Here is a 19,225-nt window from a genome sequence, read left to right as displayed (position 1 = left end):
TCTTTTTACATGATACGTTTTGTCCTCGGTAGGATATTTATGAGTCGAGCTCCCCTACTGTCTTAGGCAGTTTTTTCAAACCGTATATAAGTATAGCATAGTCAAAAAAAGAATGCAAGATTTTTACAAACTTTTTTAAAATTTTTTGTGATTTTTCTTTTAAAGTTCTACTGTCAGGGCTTGACCTTGCTTAACAACCTGTTCTCCAGCGATATAAACATCATCAACATCACTGGACTTGACAGCATAGACTAGGTGAGAGAGAATATTTTCTTGGGGTTGAAGATGGATTTTCCCTTGTGGTTGAATAACGAGAAAATCTGCTTGCTTGCCGACTTCTAGACTTCCTATCTGATTTTCCATTCCAAGGACCTTAGCCCCTTCGATTGTCAGTGCCTTGAGAGCTGTTTCGATAGGAAATTGGCTGGCATCTCCGCTATTCATTTTCTGAAGGAGAGCTGCAGTCCGTCCTTCCTCAAACATATCTAGATTGTTATTGGAAGCAACCGAATCTGTCGCAATTCCTACTGCCACTCCTGCTTTTTGGAGTTGGATGATTGGAGCGATTCCTGAGGCCAGTTTGAGGTTACTGATAGGATTATGGGCGATAGCCACTTGAGAAGTTGCCAAACGTTCAATTTCTCGCTCGTTTAATTCTACCCCATGAGCAAAGACAGACGGATGATCTAAATAGCCCAGTTCTTCTAGAAAGGCGAGGGGACGTTTGCCGTATCGTTTCAGGATAATGCCTGACTCCTCCTTGGTCTCCGCCACGTGGATATGGATTGGAATAGCAAGCTCTTTTGCCATGTCTATGCTTTCTTCCAGCAAGTCTCTATCACAGCTGTAGGGAGAATGTGGGGCTACCATAACCTTGAAATTTGGATTTTTATATCCAATAATTTCTTCAATGATTGCACGAGTTCTGCTTATAGTTTCAGCAGTTGTCTCTTCCTCTGAAGAAAAAAGAGTCGGTGAGAAATAACAACGCATCTTGGAATCTTTCACTGCCTGATAAATCTGCTCAATCTCCACACCATTGGGATTATACATATCATTAAAGGTTGTTGTTCCTGACTGGAGCATTTCTGTCAGCGCTTCTTTGACAGCCTTGGTAGTCATGTCGGGAGTAAACTCAGCTTCTGCTGGCCAGATATAGTCATTGAGCCATTCATGGAGATTGCTATCATCTCGAATTCCTCTCAGACCTGTCATAGCAGAATGGGTATGGCAATTAACCAAACCAGGCATGATCCAGGCTCCCTGATAGTCGATAATCTGCTCAGCTTGCTCTAAAATCTCTGACTTCTCTTGACCGACATAGACTATTTGAGAATCTTTAACTGCTAAGATTCCATTCAGATAAACATGGAAATCTTGATCACAAGTCACGATATTTACATGCTGATAGACTTTCATTGTTTTTCTCCTTCTAAGGCCTTGATTTTTTCTAGCTATTGTAACAAAAAAGTCACCCGAAGGCAACTTTTTTCGTCCATAAACTTTCAAAAGAGAATGGATTATTCAGAGCTAAAAGCGGCAGCTTGCTGCATTTGGTAATACTTGCCTTTTCTAGCCATGAGGTCCTGATGATTGCCATGCTCCACAATATCGCCATCCACTAAGACTAGAATCATATCTGCATCCTGAATGGTTGACAAGCGGTGAGCAATGATAAAGCTTGTGCGCCCCTTCATGAGTTTAGCAAATGCATCCTGAACTAGCACTTCTGTCCGTGTATCGATGGAGGAAGTCGCCTCGTCTAAGATGAGAATCTTTGGAATAGCCAGAAAGACTCGGGCAATGGTCAAGAGCTGGGCTTGACCGACAGAGAGAGATTCTCCTGCATTTTCCAACTTGGTATCGTAACCCTGCGGCAACTGTTGGATGAAAAAGTCTGCATTGGCTGCTTTGGCAGCAGCAATCACTTGCTCCCGACTAGCATCAGGATTACAAAAGGCAATATTGTCATGAATGGTCCCTTGCTTGAGCCAGGTTTCTTGGAGCACCATGCCAAACTGCTGGCGTAAAGAGGCACGACTATAATCATAAATGGATTTCCCATCCAGCAAGATATCTCCCGAGCTAATGGGATAAAAACGCATGAGAAGGTTGATAAGGGTTGATTTTCCGGCACCTGTCGGACCAACGATAGCAACCTTGCTACCAGCTGGAATATCAATAGATAAATCCTTAATCAAAATCTTTTCAGGATTGTAGCCAAAAGAGATATGTTTAAAGGAAATAGCTCCCTTAACTTGGTCACTAGTCAAGACTTCCTTACCTGTTTCAGCCACCTCAGGACTTTCTAAGACAGCATAGACACGCTCTGCGCAAGCCAAGGCACTTTGCAATTCGGCTAGAACTGAAGAAATATCGTTAAAGGGCTTGGTGTACTGTTGGACATAGTTCAAAAAGGTCACTAAACGTCCAATGGTCAAGGTGGAACCCATCATAATACGATAAGCTCCTACTCCAGCTAGAAGAGCATAAATGAGTGCATTGACAAAGCGAGTCGAAGGATTAACAGTCGAAGAATAAAAGATAGCTGATTGGGAATAGCCTGCGTAGTTGTCATTAGCCTCACGTAGCCTTTGGATAAACTCTGTTTGAGCATTAAAGGACTGGATAATAGTCTGCTGGCTAAGAGATTCTTCAATCAACTGAGTCTGAATTCCCCTTGTCTCTGTTTGCTTCTGAAATAGATGATAGGAACGTTTGGCAATAAAGCGTGAGATTACCATAGACAGTGGCGTCAACAGCAAGACTAAGAGAGTCATGAGGAGATGAATTTGAAGCATGGCTAGAATACTAACCAAAATCATCAAGACACCAATAAAAAATTGGTTAAAAATCATGGTCAAGCCAGCTGCTAACTGTTCGATGTCCGTGGTTACACGACTGACCATTTCTCCACTGCCCTGCCGATCGACAAAAGCAATCGGTAAACGATGGAGCTTATGGATGATTCGCTCTCGCAAGCCTCTGGTATAAGAGAAAATTAGACGATTATAGAGGAGAGGATTGGCCCATTGAACTAGTGTATTTCCTATGACCACCAATACCATCTGAATGAAAATTTGCCAAAAAACTAGCGAAGACTCAGCCACTAGAACCTGGTCGATGACCTGCCCAATCAGAATAGGTAGGTAGATTGATAAGGCAACCTGGGCAATGGTTCCTAGAAAGGCTAGGAAAAGGAGGAAAGGATGACTTGATAAATCTTTGGCCAAACGTGTGAGTGTTTGATTTGCAGTTTGTCGTCTCATGCTAGTCCTCCTTTCCATGTTGGGATTCATTGATTTCGCGATAGACTTGACTGGATTTCATCAAGTCCTCGTGCTTGCCGATAGCTAGGAGCTCACCTTTTTCCAAGAGGAGAATCTGGTCTGCCATCTGTAAAGTCGAGGTTCTTTGAGAAATCAAGATTAAACTTGTATTTGGCATATTTTCTCGAATAGCCTTCAAGAGTTTGGACTCCGTAATGGTATCCAACGCCGAGGTCGCATCATCTAGGATGAGAAATGGAGCCTGGCGCAAGACTGCTCGAGCAATCGACAGCCTTTGTTTTTGTCCGCCTGAGAAATTTCGACCTCCTGCCTCAACAGTGGCATCCAAGAGTCCTTCCTTTTCACTGACAAAATCCTTGGCTTGAGCAATTTCCAATGCCTGCCAGAGTTCTTGGTCAGTTACTTCTTGATCTAAACCTAGAGTCAAGTTGGAACGAATGGTTCCTTTAAAGAGTTCGACTTTTTGGGGCACATAGGCAATCCAAGACCGCCACTCCTCTAAATTACTAGGACTAGATCCATCTCGATAAAGTTCAATGCTCCCCTTGTCTGCTGGGTAAAGTCCAAGAATGAGTTGCACCAAACTTGATTTACCAGAACCCGTTCCCCCAATAATACCAAGGATTTGCCCTTGCTGCATATCAAAGGAAATGTCTCTCAAAGAAGGCTGGGCCGCATCAAGATAGGTAAAAGTCAATTCTTGGACTTGTAAAACCTGATTACTGGTAGCTTGCTTTTGTTCTAACTCTGAGTGGATATCTTCTGGAGCCTCAGCAAAAACTTCCTCGATTCGCTTGGCAGAGATATAGGACTGATTGAGAGAATTTATCAGCATAGCTAGCTTGACCAATTCCACCAAAATCTGTAGGAGATAATTTATAAGGGCAATGAGAGTACCTTGACTGAGCAATCCTCCTTGAATAGAAACATATCCCTTCCAGATAATAATAAGGAGGGTTCCATTGACAATCAGATAGGTCAAAGGGGTTAATAAACTAGACCAGAAACCTGTCTTTTCTTGTAATCTAGCATAGATTTGGTTAAGAGTTTGAAAAATCTGTAACTCTCGTTTTTCTTGTCCAAAAGCACGAATAACTCTCATCCCTTGTAATTGCTGGCGTGTTACCTGGACCAGTTGGTCCGTTTTCTTTCTAAGACTACTGTAGAGAGGATTAACCAGTCTAGAGAGCCCTACAATAACAATGGTCAAAATGACAACCATGACCAAAAACCAGAGAGTCAGCTCAGCTGAGATGCGATAGGCCATAAAAATGGCCCCAAAAACGATAATAGGCGCTCGTAAAAAGAGACGCAGGAATTGATTGATACCAGTCTGAATCTGGTAAGTGTCCGAAGTCAAGCGAGTGACCAAGCTAGAAGTTGTCAAACGGTCTCTACTGTCCTTAGGTAAAAATAGAATATGACGATAAAGATCGTCTGTCAATTCTTTGGCAAATCCAACCGCAGCCTTAGCTGAGTAGAACTGGGCTATTAAGGCCACTACAACACCAATTACTGCAAAGATAAGGAGCAGGCCAATCTGCATCCATAAATGACCTTGATTTCTTTGGGGCAAGGATTGGTCAACAATCCCAGCAATCACCATGGGAACCAAGAGCTCAAACACAGCTTCTAGTAACTTGAACAAGGGTGCTAAAATCGATTCCTTGATGTAGGGTTTAAAGTAAGATAATAGGTGTTTCATAAATCCCTTCTATTCGTATTCTGGAAATGAAGAAAGTGGGAAGCACCCACCATCTCTGATTTATTTGTTTAAGTAAGGTAATAAATAGCCATATCCTGCTTCTTCCATCTCATCTTTGGCCACAAAGCGCAAGGAAGCCGAATTGATACAGTAACGGAGGCCACCAAACTCACGCGGTCCATCTGTGAAAACATGACCCAAGTGAGCATTTCCTGACCTAGAACGAACTTCGATTCGCTCCATTCCATGGCTCATGTCCTTGTAATAATGAATCAATTCCTTGGAAATCGGACGGCTAAAACTTGGCCAACCACATCCTGAGGCAAACTTATCCTTGGCAAAAAAGAGTGGCTCACCCGTCGTAATATCTACATAAATCCCTTCTTCAAAGGTTTGGTCATAGGCATTGGTAAATGGAGCCTCTGTAGCAGCTTCTTGGGTAACACGATAGGATTCTTCAGATAAACTGCCCTTTAACACCTCTTGACTAGGCTTTTCATAGTTAGAGGCATCAATCAATGGCTTATCAGCATCGGTCACATCGATATGACAGTAACCTGAAGGATTCTTCTTAAGATAGTCTTGATGGTAATCTTCAGCCAGAATGTAGTGGCGAAGTTTCTCCACCTCTACTGCAATCTTTCGACCCAGCATGCGCTCCTGCTCCTGCACCACTGTGTAGATAGCAGGTAGGTCTGATTCATCTTGATAATAGATCCCAGTTCGATATTGGCGACCACGGTCATTCCCTTGTTGATTGATAGATAAAGGGTCGATGACACGGAAATAATAAAGCAAAATCTCTCTGAGTGACACTGCCTTCTCATCGTAAATCACTTGAACTGTTTCTGCATGGTCTGTTTCCTTGATCAGCTGGTAATTGGTCGTTTCGACTTGACCATTAGCGTAGCCGACACTGGTTGCTAGCACTCCAGAAATGCGTGAAAAATATTCCTCTAGGCCCCAAAAACAACCGCCTGCTAGATAAATTTCTGCCATCTTTATTTCTCCTTTATCAAGTTTTTAACTCGAATTCTTTTCAAAAAAAGGATAGGAAGCCCTCTGGTCGAAAGTTTCCCCATCCTATCTTCTATTCTTTATTTTGCTTCGACACGGACACCTTGGGTATCAACCTTCAAGTCATGAAGCTTTCCTTTGAAGGGTTGCTTTTCCAATTCTGCCTTAATCGTTGGCATCTTGTCATGAGAAGCCAAGACCATAACTGTAGGCCCAGCACCAGAGAGGTAGGTTGCATAGGCACCATTTTCTTTGGCCACTTGCTTAATCGTCGCAAATTCTCTCACCAAGTCCTGACGATAGCGCTCGTGGAAGAGGTCTCCCTCGATTGCTTGCCCAGCGGTCACCATGTCTCCCGCCAACAAGGCTGCAACCGCCACATTGGCGATAGAACTGGCCGCAACAGCTTCCTTGTAAGACAATTTCTTAGGCAAGACACCACGGCTGTCTCGAGTACGCAATTCATAGTTTGGAATGTAGGCTAGGAAATCACATTCTGGGAAGTCTGCTACGATAGCAGAAACTTGTCCATCAACGGAACTTGCAATAACGAGATTACCATAAATGGCCGGAGCTACATTGTCAGGATGTCCTTCAATCTTGGTCGCCAACTGCAATTTTTCATGATCAGACAAGTTGAGCTGACCCAGTTGGTTGGCTAGTTCAATCCCAGCTACAATAACAGAGCTGGAAGAACCCAAACCACGCGCTAAGGGAACATCACTGGTCATTTTCAAGCGTCTAGGTTTCAAATCTGGTACAATTTGCAAGGCAATTTTTAGTAAGAGATTACGCTCATCATGTGGAATCCATTTGCCAATCTGGTGTTCAATCAACCACTCATCTCGTTCTTCACAGACCTCAATTTGAAGATACTTGGTTACAGCTACACCGACCGAGTCAAAACCTGGCCCGATATTGGCACTGGTTGCAGGTACAATAATCTTCATTTTATTCTCCTAGCACCTTGAAGGTATTCAAGAGGTCGAATTCTGAAACCTTCTTCAATTCAGCTGAGACATTTTCAAGCTGGACTTTATTAATCTTATGTGTAATGATCACAACACGCGCCTTGTCACCCTCTTTGCCATCTTGGAGGATTTGCTTGAAGGAAATATCTTGGGCATTAAAGATTTCAGCCAAGTTCAAGACCTGACCTTTTGAGTCTGGAGCCAAGATTGAGAAGTAGTAGTTTGCTTTAACATCCTCTGGATTTGCCAAGACCAAGTCACGGCTATATTCGTTGAAGTCTTTGCCAATGGTACCATCATTCAAGCGACGAACGATACGGACAATATCTGCTACAACACTTGTTGCAGTTGGTTTTTGACCAGCACCTGGTCCGTAATACATAGACTCACCAATACCGATAGATTCTACAAAGACAGCGTTCATTACGCCATTCACACTAGCAAGTGGGTGCGCTTTAGGTAGGAAGGTTGGAGTCACTTCTGCAGCAATTCCTGAAGGAGTTTCCTCGATAGAGCCAACCAATTTCACTACATAGCCCAAGTCTTGGGCTACAGCTACGTCTTCTGGTGTGATATTGCGGATTCCCTTGTGGGCTACATCATCAAAGGCAACCTTCATGCCAAAGGCAAATTGGCTCAAAATCACCATCTTGTAGGCTGCATCAATCCCATCTACGTCATTTGTAGGGTCACTTTCTGCAAAACCTAGTCTTTGTGCTTCCGCAAGAGCATCATCGTAAGACCATCCTTCTTCCACCATCTTTGTCATCATGAAGTTGGAAGTTCCATTGACTACACCAAGCACGCGCGTAATTTTATCAGAAGCCAAGGAATTTGCCAAGGTACGAAGAATTGGAATCCCACCAGCTACTGCTGCTTCGTAGTAAAGTGCTACCTTATTAGCTTGAGCGATTTCTAACAATTCTGCCCCATGGACAGCCAAAAGGTCCTTGTTTGCAGTAACAACGTGTTTGCCAGCCTCCAAGGCACGAGTGATAAAGGTTTTAGCTGGTTCGATACGTCCCATCAATTCCACTACGATGGTAATATCTTGGTCTGACAAAATGTCATCCACATTGGTTACAAAGTTAAAGTCATTCCCTGCTGCAAGCAAGCGATTCTTTTCATCTTCATCCTTGACCAATACCTTGGCAACTTCAATCTCTGAATGTGCTGATTGATTGATTTTTTCTCCATTTTCCTTTAGGAGGAAAGGCACACCACTTGCAACGGTACCAAATCCTAGTAAAGCAATTTTAACTGTCATGTTTGTCTCCTCGAAATTTTCTAATATAGCCATTATAACAGAATTTTGTGAAAATTCCTATTATAGTAAATCACTATTTCAGTCTAGAAAAGAAAAAACGAATCTGATGATTCGCTCTTCTTAAAATCTAGAAATAGCTTTCCAGAAATGATTATCCAATCTTTTGCAGATTAATCACCGCATCGTGATTCATCAAGACTTGACCATACTCCTGCAAGACTGAACGACTGATATCACTATCGTCCGCAAACTCGCGCATACGGGCCAACAGCCAAGCTGGATATGGACTTGGATGATTTTCTATATCTACTAAAATGGTCAAATAATAGCGCCCATTCATCTTGTAAAGTTCAGAAGTTTCCATCTCAAAAGTCACTGTCTGGGCAAAAGCAACTAAGTCAGCTAATTTTTCAAAAGAAAGGATGTAGTATATGTACGGCTCTTTCTTGCTTTCAGCTTCTTGTTCAACCTGTTCCTGCTCTTCTTCCTTGGCTTCGACTTGCTCTAGAGATTGAATGGCTTCGATATCATCTTTGGTTTTGTCTGCGATGCTTTTTTCTAAAGTTTTAATAAACTCATCCGGCGACATTTGAGCCAATTCTTCCATATCTGGTAAATCCGATAAGTCTTCAAAATCTAGATTTTGATCAATCTTAGACTTGGTCACAAAGACATCTACCTTATCAGGTTTTGGAGTCACACGGAAGCTCAACATGCCTGTATCTAGAAAGCTATCAGGCATCTCTAACTCATCTAAGATAGCATAAAAGAACTCTTCTGTTTTTTCTTGAGGGACAAGAAAGTCAGCAATCTCCATTCCTCGATCCATCAAATCCTCTAAAGACATCGTGATTTTCAAAGTTGTATCACTAATTTGTTTCATTTTCATTGCTAGTAACCTCATACTTTCAGTTCTATCTATTATACTAGATTTTTAAGATTTTATCAAAAGAATGGAGCGAGAATGTGATATAATACTAGAGACCATTTTACAATACAAGAAAGAAAGTACAATGAAAAATATAAAAGTTAATGCACTGGCTAGCTTACTAGTCAATGTTCTCAATATCGTTTTTCCGCTGATAACCAATCCTTATCTGACTCGGATTCTCAGCAAATCCAATTACGGCTATTTCAATACCGCAAATACCTGGGCTAGCTTTGTCATTCCACTAGCAGCCTTTGGAATATACAACTACGGGATTCGTGCTATCAGTAAGGTCAAGGATGATAAAAATAAAATCAACTATGTTTTCTCTAAGTTATTCTATATCTCCATTATCACATCTGTTCTAACAACAAGTATCTATTTCCTAGTTATTTATCTGGATAATAGTATTGAAAATTTGAAAGAACTCTACTATATACTTGGTGTCCAGGCTCTCTTCCAATTCCTTTATATCGAGTGGATGAATGAAGCTTATGAAAATTATGCATTCATCTTATATAAAACATTGGTTATTCGTATTGCCATGTTGGTCGCTATCTTCAGCTTTGTAAAAACTCCAAATGATATCGTACCTTATGCAATCATCATGAGTGCAACGACAATTCTCAACTATCTACTCAGTTTTCTCTGGATCAAGAGAGAAGTTTCCTTTGTTAAGATTGGTCTTGTCGAATTAGTCAAAGCATCTAAACCACTCTTGACCATGTTGCTTCTAGCTAATGCCAATATGCTCTACACCTTACTTGATAGAATGTTTATTACCAAAGGACCTGATGAAAACTACATTTCTTATTACACCATTGCTTCTAGCATCGTTATGTTGATTGCCAGTGTCCTGAGCGGAGCTATCAACGTTAGTATTCCACGTCTCGGCTACTATCTCGGTAAGAAAGACTACGAATCTTATAAAAATCTTCTAAACCAAGGAGCCGCCCTCTTTTATTTCCTTATCATTCCAACCAGTATTGGGATTATGGTATTAGGAAACTATGCTGCAGTCATCTACTCTTCTGAAAAATACCTTGAAGCTGGTATTGTGAACTAGTGTCTTCGCTTTTCGGACTATCATTTGGGCCATTGAGTTAATCCTTGGTAAACAAATTATCTTCATCAACGACCACAAAAATCGTTTAACAGCCTTTTACTTTATTGGTGGCGGTGCCAATATCCTACTCAACAGTCTCTTGTATTTCAATAATATTTTTGCACCAGAGTATTACATTGCTACTACTATTATTGCAGAAACCGTAGTTGTTCTACTAGAAATTTACTTTATCAAGAAACATCATCTACTTGACTTAAAAGAAATCTTTACTACTTTAACACGCTATACTATTGTATCGCTCGGATTCATTCCCATCTATTTCACATTTAAATTCCTTTTCCAAATCAACTCTTATACAGTCAACCTCAATATGATCCTCATGGTTCTCTCGACTATTGCAACTTGTGGAATCTACTATCTCTTGATACTTTTTAACACAAAAGATAAAACATTCCACTATGCACTCAATCTTGTACTTACTAATATAAAAAGGTCTCTATAATATTCGTAGTGGGTAAATCCCCTATAGATATTATGGAGCCTATTTTGTTATAGAAAAAAAAGTCCCATATGACCTATAATGAAAAGCGACAAAACAACTCATTAGAAAGATTCATATGGAACAATTATATTTTATCACAAAACTACTCGATATCAAAGACTCAAATATCAAAATTGTAGATATCATCAATATGGATACACATAAGGAAATCATCGCTAAACTGAATTACAATGCCCCATCTTGCCCTGAGTGCGAAAGCTAAAAGATTGCTCAAAAGTTGATTGAAAAGACTTCTATGACCGATATTTCACGCCAGCTTTCCATTTCAACTTCAACTGTCATTCGAAAGCTCAGTGACTTCCATTTTAAACATGATTTTTCTCAACTTCCCGAGATTATGTCTTGGGATGAGTATGCCTTCACTAAGGGAAAAATGAGCTTTATTGCGCAAGATTCTGATAACCTCAATATCATCACTGTCCTTGAATGCAGAACACAGGCTATCATCCGAAATCACTTTCTGCGCTACGATAGAGCTGTTCGTTGTCAGGTGAAAATCATTACTATGGATATGTTTAGTCCCTACTATAACTTGGCTAAACAGCTGCTTCGCTTTAGAATTTCTAGACTCAGGCTAAAACAGTCCACTGGACTGTTTTACTCCAACATCTCAGCCGTACTATGAGTCGTTTGCGTGTTCAAATCATGAATCAGTTCGATAGAAAATCCCATAAATACAAGGCCATCAAGCGCTACTGGAAGCTCATCCAACAGGATCGTCGTAAACTAAGCCATAAACAATTTTATCACCCTACTTTTCGTATGCACTTGACGAATAAAGAAATTCTAGATAAGCTTTTGAGCCATTCAGAATACTTGAGACACCACTCCAATGTCTATCAGCTCTTACTCTTCCACTTTCAGAACAAGGAGCCAGACAAATTTTTCGGACTTATCGAGGACAATCTAAAGCAACTTCACCCTATTTTTCAGACTATCTTTAAAACCTTTCTTAAGGACAAAGAGAAAATAGTCAACGCTCTTCAACTACCTTATTCTAACGCCAAATTAGAAGCAACCAATAATCTCATCAAACTTATCAAGCGAAATGCCTTTGGTTTTCGGAACTTTGAAAACTTCAAAAAACGGATTTTTATCTCTATGAACATCAAAAATGAAAGGACGAAATGTGTCCTTTCTAGATCTTAGCTTTTCTTCTACCCACTACAGTTGTAAAACTAAAAGGACTTAGTCCTGTGCAATACAGAACTAAATCCTTTCAATAATTATTTTTCCAACTTTTTGGGGTAGTACACAACGTTCTCTCTTAAACTTAAATCGTAACAGAATCTTTATCCTTGAGCATATAGCGTTTTAAACGAGTTAAGCTAGCTAACCAGTACAATAGACCTCCAAAAATTGCAGTGAAGCCACTACCAGTTGTGAGCAGGAACATAGGACTCTGGATGTGCTTTGTTATAGGGTTGTAAACAAATAGTACTGCAACTAACAAAGAAATGATTACACAAGATAATCCTACCATATTAAAGCCATTTGTAAACTCATAGGCGTCATGTCCTTCAACGAAATAGGCTGAACGCAAATCGAGTTTTCGTTTTCTTAAGATAAAGTAGTCGACAACGATCATACCAATAATGGGGCCTTGAATATAGGCAGCCAGCGAAATGAAGGAACCGAAGTATTCATCCACTCCTCCCCAGATGGTGAGTAGGCTCACGTAAACCATGGCAATCCAAACCATTAGTTTATAGCTTACTTTGGGCATCCCGCTTTTTACAATCATACAGTTCACATAAGATCCTGTACCTTGGGTTCCAATATTGGCAAAGGCTACTAGTAGTAAACTTAAAAGGGCAAAGGCTGGGGTACTTAGAGTTGATAGCATGGTTGTTGGATCACTTTCATAAACACCTGTTTTGACAAACATGGCTAGAGCCATGACTCCACCTGTCGCAGCAAAGAATGGCGCAACAACCCCATATGACAAGGCTGTAGCCCAATAGCCACTGCGTTCTGATTTTGCCAAACGTGGTAAAACCAATGCCTGTGTAGACCAAGAAAAGGCTACGGCCACATTTCCTTCCCCTGACATCATAAAACGTTCAATCGGTGTCAAATTTTCTTGGATGGCAGGTTGGACATTCATAATATCCCTAATCGGAACCGCAACAAAACAGATTCCAACGATAATTAGCCCAACAAATAACAAGGCAACCACCAGAAAGCGATTAGTACCTTTAATCACCTCTGGGCCCCCAAGAGCAATCAGCGTTCCAAGGAAAACACAGAGGGTACCTAGAATCGGTGCCCATACTCCCTTGTCTAAACCAAGCCCAAAATTATTTGCTAAATGAATCATGGAGCTGGCAAAAAGATTGGCGGTAACGGCGTACCAACCAAAATTTGCCAGACTAATCACGGTTGATAAAACGGCCACCCCTTTTTTACCTAGAACGGCTCTCAACCAAATCCATAAATCAATTCCATATTTAACTGCAAACAAGATTGGGAGACATTCAATAAAGACCCAGATAATGTTAAAACTAAAAATATTAATCAACATTTGATTAAAGGTCAAATATTGAGCCACATAGGCTCCTTGGGTATAACACCAGGTTGCGATGGCAAAACCACTTGTCGATAGGAAGAGATCCCAGAAAGAATACTGACGATCCTTGTTGGTCATGGGAACAATACCCGTTATCGTCTCCTGTTGAATGAAGTCATTCATCTTGGACATTTTATTGAATACCTCCTGTCATGGCTAGGATAATCAGAATAAGGTTAATTAGAACTAAGACGATGACTATAGTAAAATCACTTTTTAGAAATGGCTGGGCAAACACATAGTTTGGTGATTCCATTTCTTCTAGCCTTCTTTTCGTTTCATTTGCTATTAATTCTTCAATTTCTGATGTCGGTTTCATCTTAATTATCCTCTAAGTATAAATCTAATGCAAGTTTTCCATACTGCTTGGTATAACGATACCAGATATAAAGAAATTCACCTACTGGTTTTCCAACGCTTTCTTGGAACAGGGCCCACAAGAACCAATAATATGAAGTCACTGATACATAGGCAAAATAGTGACGTTTGGTTTTCTTGTCTGGAACTTCTTGTAGATAGATTTCAAGTACCTTTTCAGCTTCTTCCACTGTATAATTTGAACATCCAATAAAGGTCCCTAAATCTCCCGCTGGATCTCCTATACCAGAATATTCCCAATCAATCAAGCTCATTTCGCCATCTTCGTTCAACAAGAAATTTGGGCTATAAGAATCTCCATGGCAGAGAACCTTTTTCGCTTGATCTTCTTGTAAAAGCTTCTCGAGAACTGAGACATTCTTATCCAACTCTTCAAGCCCATCAAATTCAAAACGATTGCTGGCTTTTAATTTTTGTCTAAAATCATCAATTCCCTCAAATTGATCAAAAGAATGATCCGTTTTTTCTCCAGATTGGTGCAAGCGTCTCAAGAGCTCCATTGCTTTTGCTACATCATCCCAATTATCATAATCTAGTTGCTTGGCGTTAGGAATAAATTCTGAAATTTTCCAGCCCTCATCCTTGTTCATAGCAACAAAAGTACGGTCAATCTTCAATTTTGTAGCAATTTCCATGGAAGCTGCCTCGCTAGCACGATCGATATAATTCTCCGTTCCTCTACCTGGATGACGGTAAACATATTTCTTTCCTAGGCAGTCAAATGAAAACGAAGTGTTGGTTAAACCGTCTTTTAGGGGTTTAATATTGACAATATCTGAAGCTATACATCCTAATGTCTTACAGATGTTATCAATGATTTCCGAATTAGTATTCACCAAATAGTGTTCATCAAACTGACGCAACTCATCTAGTGAATCAAACTCCTTAACAATGTCTGCTGAATAATGCCGAGCTTCCAAAGGAAGTTCTTTGACGTGACGACTATAATAATCTTCCCAGAGCTGTTCGCGATACGGCTCATGTTTAAATTCAGTTTCCAAAATATCTACGAATTTTTCACTAAATGCACGATCAAAATAAACGTGCCCCACCATAGCCCAAGTATTCGTCCCACCGATTTGAATATCGATAATCGTGTGATTGGAATCTTCCTTAGAGCAGTATTCGTCTGTGTCCCCTTCTGCAAATATAGTCGAATAATAACCTCTGTAAATGTATCGTTCAAACGGATTTTCTACAAAATAATTATCCGAAGAGCAGATATAAGTGTTGGAAAGTTGATCTCTGACTAGCATGAGAGAAGAACAGTTATTGTATTTGTAGTAATCATTATTCACAACGATTTTAACGCCAAACTTTTCTTCCAGATAGAACATTTTTTCTTGTAGATAACCTACAATAACGGTTATATCTTCTATTCCTGCTTCTTGCAGTTGTCTGATTTGCCTCTCTATCAAGCGTTCCCCCTTGACTTGAAGCAATCCTTTGGGAATTTCATAAGACAAAGGAGCAAAACGACTACTCATTCCAGCAGCCATTATAATAGCATTTTCTACTCGATAGGGTTCTAAAACGTTCTTGCCTAGTTCATTTAAGTGATGTTCCTCATCAATCCACTTCTCTTCTTTAAGTTTTCCAACCAATGCATTGACTGTTCCTAAAGATAAATCTAGCTGTTCAGCCAATTGTCTCTGCGTAAAGTTTTCGTCTTTGTGAATCAACAAAAAACGTAAAAGTTTAAATTGTTTTTCTGATAGCATATCCTTAACCTCTTTCGTTCAATATTTCTATCCATTCGATTATACAATGAACATTTGTTTTTGTCAAGTTAGATTCTATATTAAGAAAATAGGGAACTATAATATTTGCAGTGGGTAAATTCCCTATAGATATTATGAAGCCTATTTGTTGTAGAAAAAGTTCCGTAATATCTAGAATGAAAAATGACCAAACCATCATTAGAAAGAATCGTATGGAACAATTAAATTAACAGGGATACCCACAAGGAAATCATCGCTAAACTGGATAATGATGCTCTATCTCGTCCTAATTGCGCTAGCCAAATTAAGAAATATGAGTTTCAAAAATTGTCTAAAATTCCTTACCTTGAAACAATTGGTATCCCCAATAGAACCACTTCTTAGAAAAGCTGTTTCAAGTGCTATCATTGCTCGAAAATGACCCTCTCCAAAACTTCTCTCATCAATAAAAATTGAGCAAAAGTTGATTGAAAAGATTTCTATGACTGATATTGCACATCAGCTGTCCATTTCAACTTCAACTGTCATTCGAAAACTCAATGACTTTCACTTTAATCATGATTTTTCTCGTCTTCCTGAGATTATGTCTTGGGACGAGTATGCCTTCACTAAGGGAAATATGAGTTTCATTGCGTAAGGTTTTGACAATCTCAATATCATCACTGTTCTTGAAAGTGGAACACAAGCTATCATAAGTAATCATTTTCTGCGCTACGATAGAGCCGTTTGTTGTCAGGTGAAAATCATTACTATGGATATGTTTAGTCCTTACTATGACTTGGCTAAACTGCTTTTTTCCATGTACTAAAATCGTTCTAGATCGTTTTCATATTGTACAACATCTCAGCCGTGCTATGAGTCGTGTCCGTGTTCAAATCATGAACCAATTCGAGCGAAAATCCCATAAATACAAAGCTATCAAACGTTACTGGAAGCTTATACAACAGGATAGTCGTAAACTGAGCGATAAGCGATTTTATCGCCCTACTTTTCGTATGCATCTAACCAACAAAGAGATTCTAGATAAGCTTTTGAGCTATTCAGAAGACTTGAGACACCACTACAATGTCTATCAGCTCTTGCTTTTTCACTTTCAGAATAAGAAGCAAGACAAATTTTTCGGACTTATCGAGGACAATCTAAAGAAAGTTCATCCTCTTCGTCAAACTGTCTTTAAAATCTTTCTAAAGAACAAAGAGAAAATCGTCAATGCCCTTCAATTACCCTATTCCAACGCCAAATTAGAAGCGACCAATAATCTCATCAAGCTTATCAAACGAAATGCATTTGGTTTTCGGAACTTTGAAAACTTCAAAAAACGGATTTTTATCGCTCTCAACAATCGAGTAGGAGATAATCTCTAGCTCCTCTCACACCACCGTACGTGCCGTTCGGCATACGGCGGTTCAACTAACTTTTAACGCATGTCGTTCAAGGTAATAATCCAAACACGAAACCAGTCCACGTTTTTCAAGGACTGGTTTTGATATCGCACGTTTAAGTACCAACTTCTGAGCTACTAATTGATAGTGGTCACCCCAGCCAGATACCTTATCTGCTATCCATTTAGGAACCCCTAGTTTCAGTAATCCCCATAGTCGTCTAGATTTCTTCTTCCATTACTTCCAGATAATCACTCGTAGGCGAGTACGCAAGCGCTCATCTATGCTAGTGACTATGCGCTTCATATTTCCCAGCGAGAAATAGTTTATCCATCCTCGAATAGACAAATTCAGTTGCTCAATACGTCTTGTTAAGTCTATACTCCATTTCCTCTGTGTTAGTTTCTTCAATTTAAGCTTAAATCTCCGAACACTATCTTGATGGGGGTGGCTTTTCCAACCAGATGATGATTTCCAGAACCCAAAGCCTAAGTATTTCAACTCGCTTGGTCTGGGAATCTTAGTCTTGGTCATATTTACTTTCAAACCTAGCCGTTTCTCAATAAAACGACTGACTGAATATATCACACGCTTAGTGGCTGCCTCGCTTCCGACCGTAATTACACAATCATCTGCGTAGCGCACAAATCGAAGTCCCCTCTTTTCTAATTCCTTATCCAATTCATTAAGCATGACATTGGATAAGAGAGGAGATAAATTTCCTCCCTGTGGTGTACCAACTAGCGTTTTATGACGCTGACCGTTAATGATAACACCTGAATGAAGATACTTACGAATCAAGGATTCCGTATCTCCGTCTTCGATAATATTATGTACTAAGGACATCAATCTATCTTGAGGAACCGTATCGAAAAATTTCTCTAGGTCTATATCCACTATCCACTCATAGCCGTCATTTAAGTACTCTAAGAGCTTCATGATGGATTTTTCACATGACCTATTTGGTCTGAAGCCATAACTCGTATCTGAGAAATGGGGGGTCACAAATGGGGCTAATGACTTGGACAATGACCTGTTGAATCATTCTATCCATAACTGTTGGAATTCCTAGTTGACGGATGCCTCCGTTTGGTTTGGGAATCTCAACTCTAAGAACTGGTTGAGGCTTATATTTTCTCTGTTTTATCAGTTCCTTAGTCAGGCGCCAGTTGTGTCTGAGATAGTCATCCATCTCTTCGATAGTAATTCCATCAATCCCAGCTGAGCCCTTATTGGATTTTACTTGATTATAGGCTTCAAGCATATTTTCGCGTGATAAAATCTTATCTAGCAATTTTGACATGTGCGTATTCCTTTCTTGTTTTGATGCCTGAGGGACATTTTATATTGGTGAACCTTCACCCAGTCAATACGTGACAGAGTCCAGTTCTATAAAACTGCTCGTTTTACAGACACAAGTGAAGTAGGATTACTTCGATTAGTTGGTCACCCCTTCGCTCCACTTCCATTACAGAAGCTTCCTCACTACTATGGGCTCGGCTGACTTCTCATAATTCGTTGTTACTACGCTTTCAGCGCTCATGAGACCTCACGGGATAAGTCGTACATCTTTCCTCGTTTATACAAGATACGAGGACGTTAAAAGGTTACAGTGAAAATAGGAAATCTGACGCAGAGTCTTTAGACTCTAGGAAGATTTATCTTTTTCACACAAACCTTAGTCCGAATTCAATTACTCTCGTGATTTACGCATATAGATTACGACTACCTTTTTGTACTTTAGAGTTTTAAGCCCCCTTATCCACTATATACGCCTTACTATCACGTTCCTGTTCGTAGAGCCACGATTTCGCTATCCCTTCCTCTGATGATTCTTATTTCTAGCGTCAGACTTAAAAAAGAAAGGACAAAATGTGTCCTTTCTCGATCTTAGCTTTTCTTAAACTCACTACAGTTTACAAAGAGTTGACATATGTACATAATCTAACTGATAATTTCAACTTCCTTATAACTACACAAGCGATGAAATACTTCGCTTAAACTACTTCGATATTGATTATAGACTACTTTTCGTCTATATAAGATGTGATACTTACAGCGCCACTTTGTGTACGATAAACTATGAGACTTTTGTACCATATTTTTTCACTTTTCGATTTACAGAAACAACTTTATTGTATCGCATTTGAAGTTTTTAGGCTATAACCTTCGACGCTCACCTAACGGAGCGAGAAGGATCAATAGTCACATAATTAAAACAAAGTACCCTTAGCTTTCTAAAAGAATAGTATAACTCCCTGACTTAGATTTTACATTAATAAAGTGGATGCGGATAATTTGGCAGCCATATTTAAAGGACATACAAGAAAACTAAATAATATTAAATTTCTTATCATTATGTTCTTCAT

At 39.8% G+C, this 19,225-nt stretch carries 10 protein-coding genes, 5 pseudogenes and 1 other annotated feature (1 of these 16 only partly in view); of the genes and pseudogenes, 3 read left to right on the top strand and 12 right to left on the bottom strand.

Going from position 1 to position 19,225, the window contains the following annotated elements:
* Positions 1-85: a sequence feature (ribosomal protein L10 leader region), on the bottom strand (it extends 51 nt beyond the left edge of the window).
* A gap of 74 nt (positions 86-159) precedes the next feature.
* The 7 genes from QM424_RS04095 to mecA form a co-directional block, all read right to left on the bottom strand.
* Entirely contained in the window at positions 160-1,419 is a 1,260-nt protein-coding gene (locus QM424_RS04095; RefSeq protein WP_414393154.1) for a TRZ/ATZ family protein, read from the bottom strand.
* 101 nt (positions 1,420-1,520) lie between these two features.
* A complete protein-coding gene (locus QM424_RS04090; protein ID WP_414393152.1) occupies positions 1,521-3,269 on the bottom strand; it encodes an ABC transporter ATP-binding protein in 1,749 nt (582 codons plus the stop codon).
* 1 nt (position 3,270) lies between these two features.
* A complete protein-coding gene (locus tag QM424_RS04085) occupies positions 3,271-4,995 on the bottom strand; it encodes an ABC transporter ATP-binding protein (RefSeq protein WP_414393150.1) in 1,725 nt (574 codons plus the stop codon).
* Positions 4,996-5,055: 60 nt separating this feature from the next.
* Positions 5,056-5,994 (bottom strand): peptide-methionine (R)-S-oxide reductase MsrB, encoded by a 939-nt coding sequence (msrB, locus tag QM424_RS04080; RefSeq protein ID WP_414393148.1) that lies wholly within the window; start codon positions 5,992-5,994, stop codon positions 5,056-5,058.
* 98 nt (positions 5,995-6,092) lie between these two features.
* Positions 6,093-6,962 (bottom strand): homoserine kinase, encoded by an 870-nt coding sequence (gene thrB, locus QM424_RS04075; protein ID WP_261046086.1) that lies wholly within the window; start codon positions 6,960-6,962, stop codon positions 6,093-6,095.
* 1 nt (position 6,963) lies between these two features.
* A complete protein-coding gene (locus QM424_RS04070; protein ID WP_414393145.1) occupies positions 6,964-8,250 on the bottom strand; it encodes a homoserine dehydrogenase in 1,287 nt (428 codons plus the stop codon).
* Positions 8,251-8,401: 151 nt separating this feature from the next.
* Complete coding sequence (gene mecA / locus QM424_RS04065; protein WP_261024358.1) at positions 8,402-9,139, bottom strand: adaptor protein MecA; 738 nt, start codon at positions 9,137-9,139, stop codon at positions 8,402-8,404.
* 124 nt (positions 9,140-9,263) lie between these two features.
* On the opposite strand from mecA, the pseudogene QM424_RS04060 reads away from it, so the two are divergent.
* Positions 9,264-10,746: pseudogene (locus QM424_RS04060) on the top strand (oligosaccharide flippase family protein).
* A 115-nt stretch (positions 10,747-10,861) separates the two neighbouring features.
* Positions 10,862-11,955 (top strand): annotated as a pseudogene (locus QM424_RS04055) (ISL3 family transposase).
* A 124-nt stretch (positions 11,956-12,079) separates the two neighbouring features.
* Here QM424_RS04055 and QM424_RS04050 read toward each other — a convergent pair.
* Genes QM424_RS04050 through QM424_RS04040 form a run of 3 tightly spaced genes read right to left on the bottom strand, consistent with a single transcriptional unit; the run spans position 12,080 to position 15,474 of the window.
* On the bottom strand, positions 12,080-13,507 hold the full coding sequence (locus tag QM424_RS04050; RefSeq protein ID WP_101782728.1) for a cytosine permease: 1,428 nt from the start codon (positions 13,505-13,507) through the stop codon (positions 12,080-12,082).
* A 1-nt stretch (position 13,508) separates the two neighbouring features.
* The gene (locus tag QM424_RS04045; RefSeq protein ID WP_060805305.1) at positions 13,509-13,694 is read right to left on the bottom strand and encodes a hypothetical protein; all 186 of its coding nucleotides are present in this window, start codon (positions 13,692-13,694) and stop codon (positions 13,509-13,511) included.
* Between the two features lies 1 nt (position 13,695).
* Positions 13,696-15,474 carry a phosphotransferase gene (locus tag QM424_RS04040; protein ID WP_101784645.1) on the bottom strand — a complete coding sequence of 593 codons (1,779 nt, stop codon included), beginning with the start codon at positions 15,472-15,474 and terminating at the stop codon, positions 13,696-13,698.
* A 225-nt stretch (positions 15,475-15,699) separates the two neighbouring features.
* Here QM424_RS04040 and QM424_RS04035 point away from each other — a divergent pair.
* Positions 15,700-16,838, top strand: a pseudogene (locus QM424_RS04035) (ISL3 family transposase); the annotation flags it as partial.
* Positions 16,839-16,880: 42 nt separating this feature from the next.
* Here the strand turns inward: QM424_RS04035 and ltrA are convergent.
* Together ltrA and QM424_RS04025 are read right to left on the bottom strand one after the other, a co-directional pair.
* Positions 16,881-18,159: pseudogene (ltrA, locus tag QM424_RS04030) on the bottom strand (group II intron reverse transcriptase/maturase).
* Positions 18,160-18,806: 647 nt separating this feature from the next.
* Positions 18,807-18,956: pseudogene (locus QM424_RS04025) on the bottom strand (IS200/IS605 family transposase); the annotation flags it as partial.
* Positions 18,957-19,225: the final 269 nt, after the last annotated feature.

It is taken from the genome of Streptococcus mitis (assembly GCF_047464945.1).
Lineage (GTDB): Bacteria > Bacillota > Bacilli > Lactobacillales > Streptococcaceae > Streptococcus > Streptococcus mitis_EA.
This window is presented reverse-complemented; position numbering and strand designations above follow the sequence as displayed.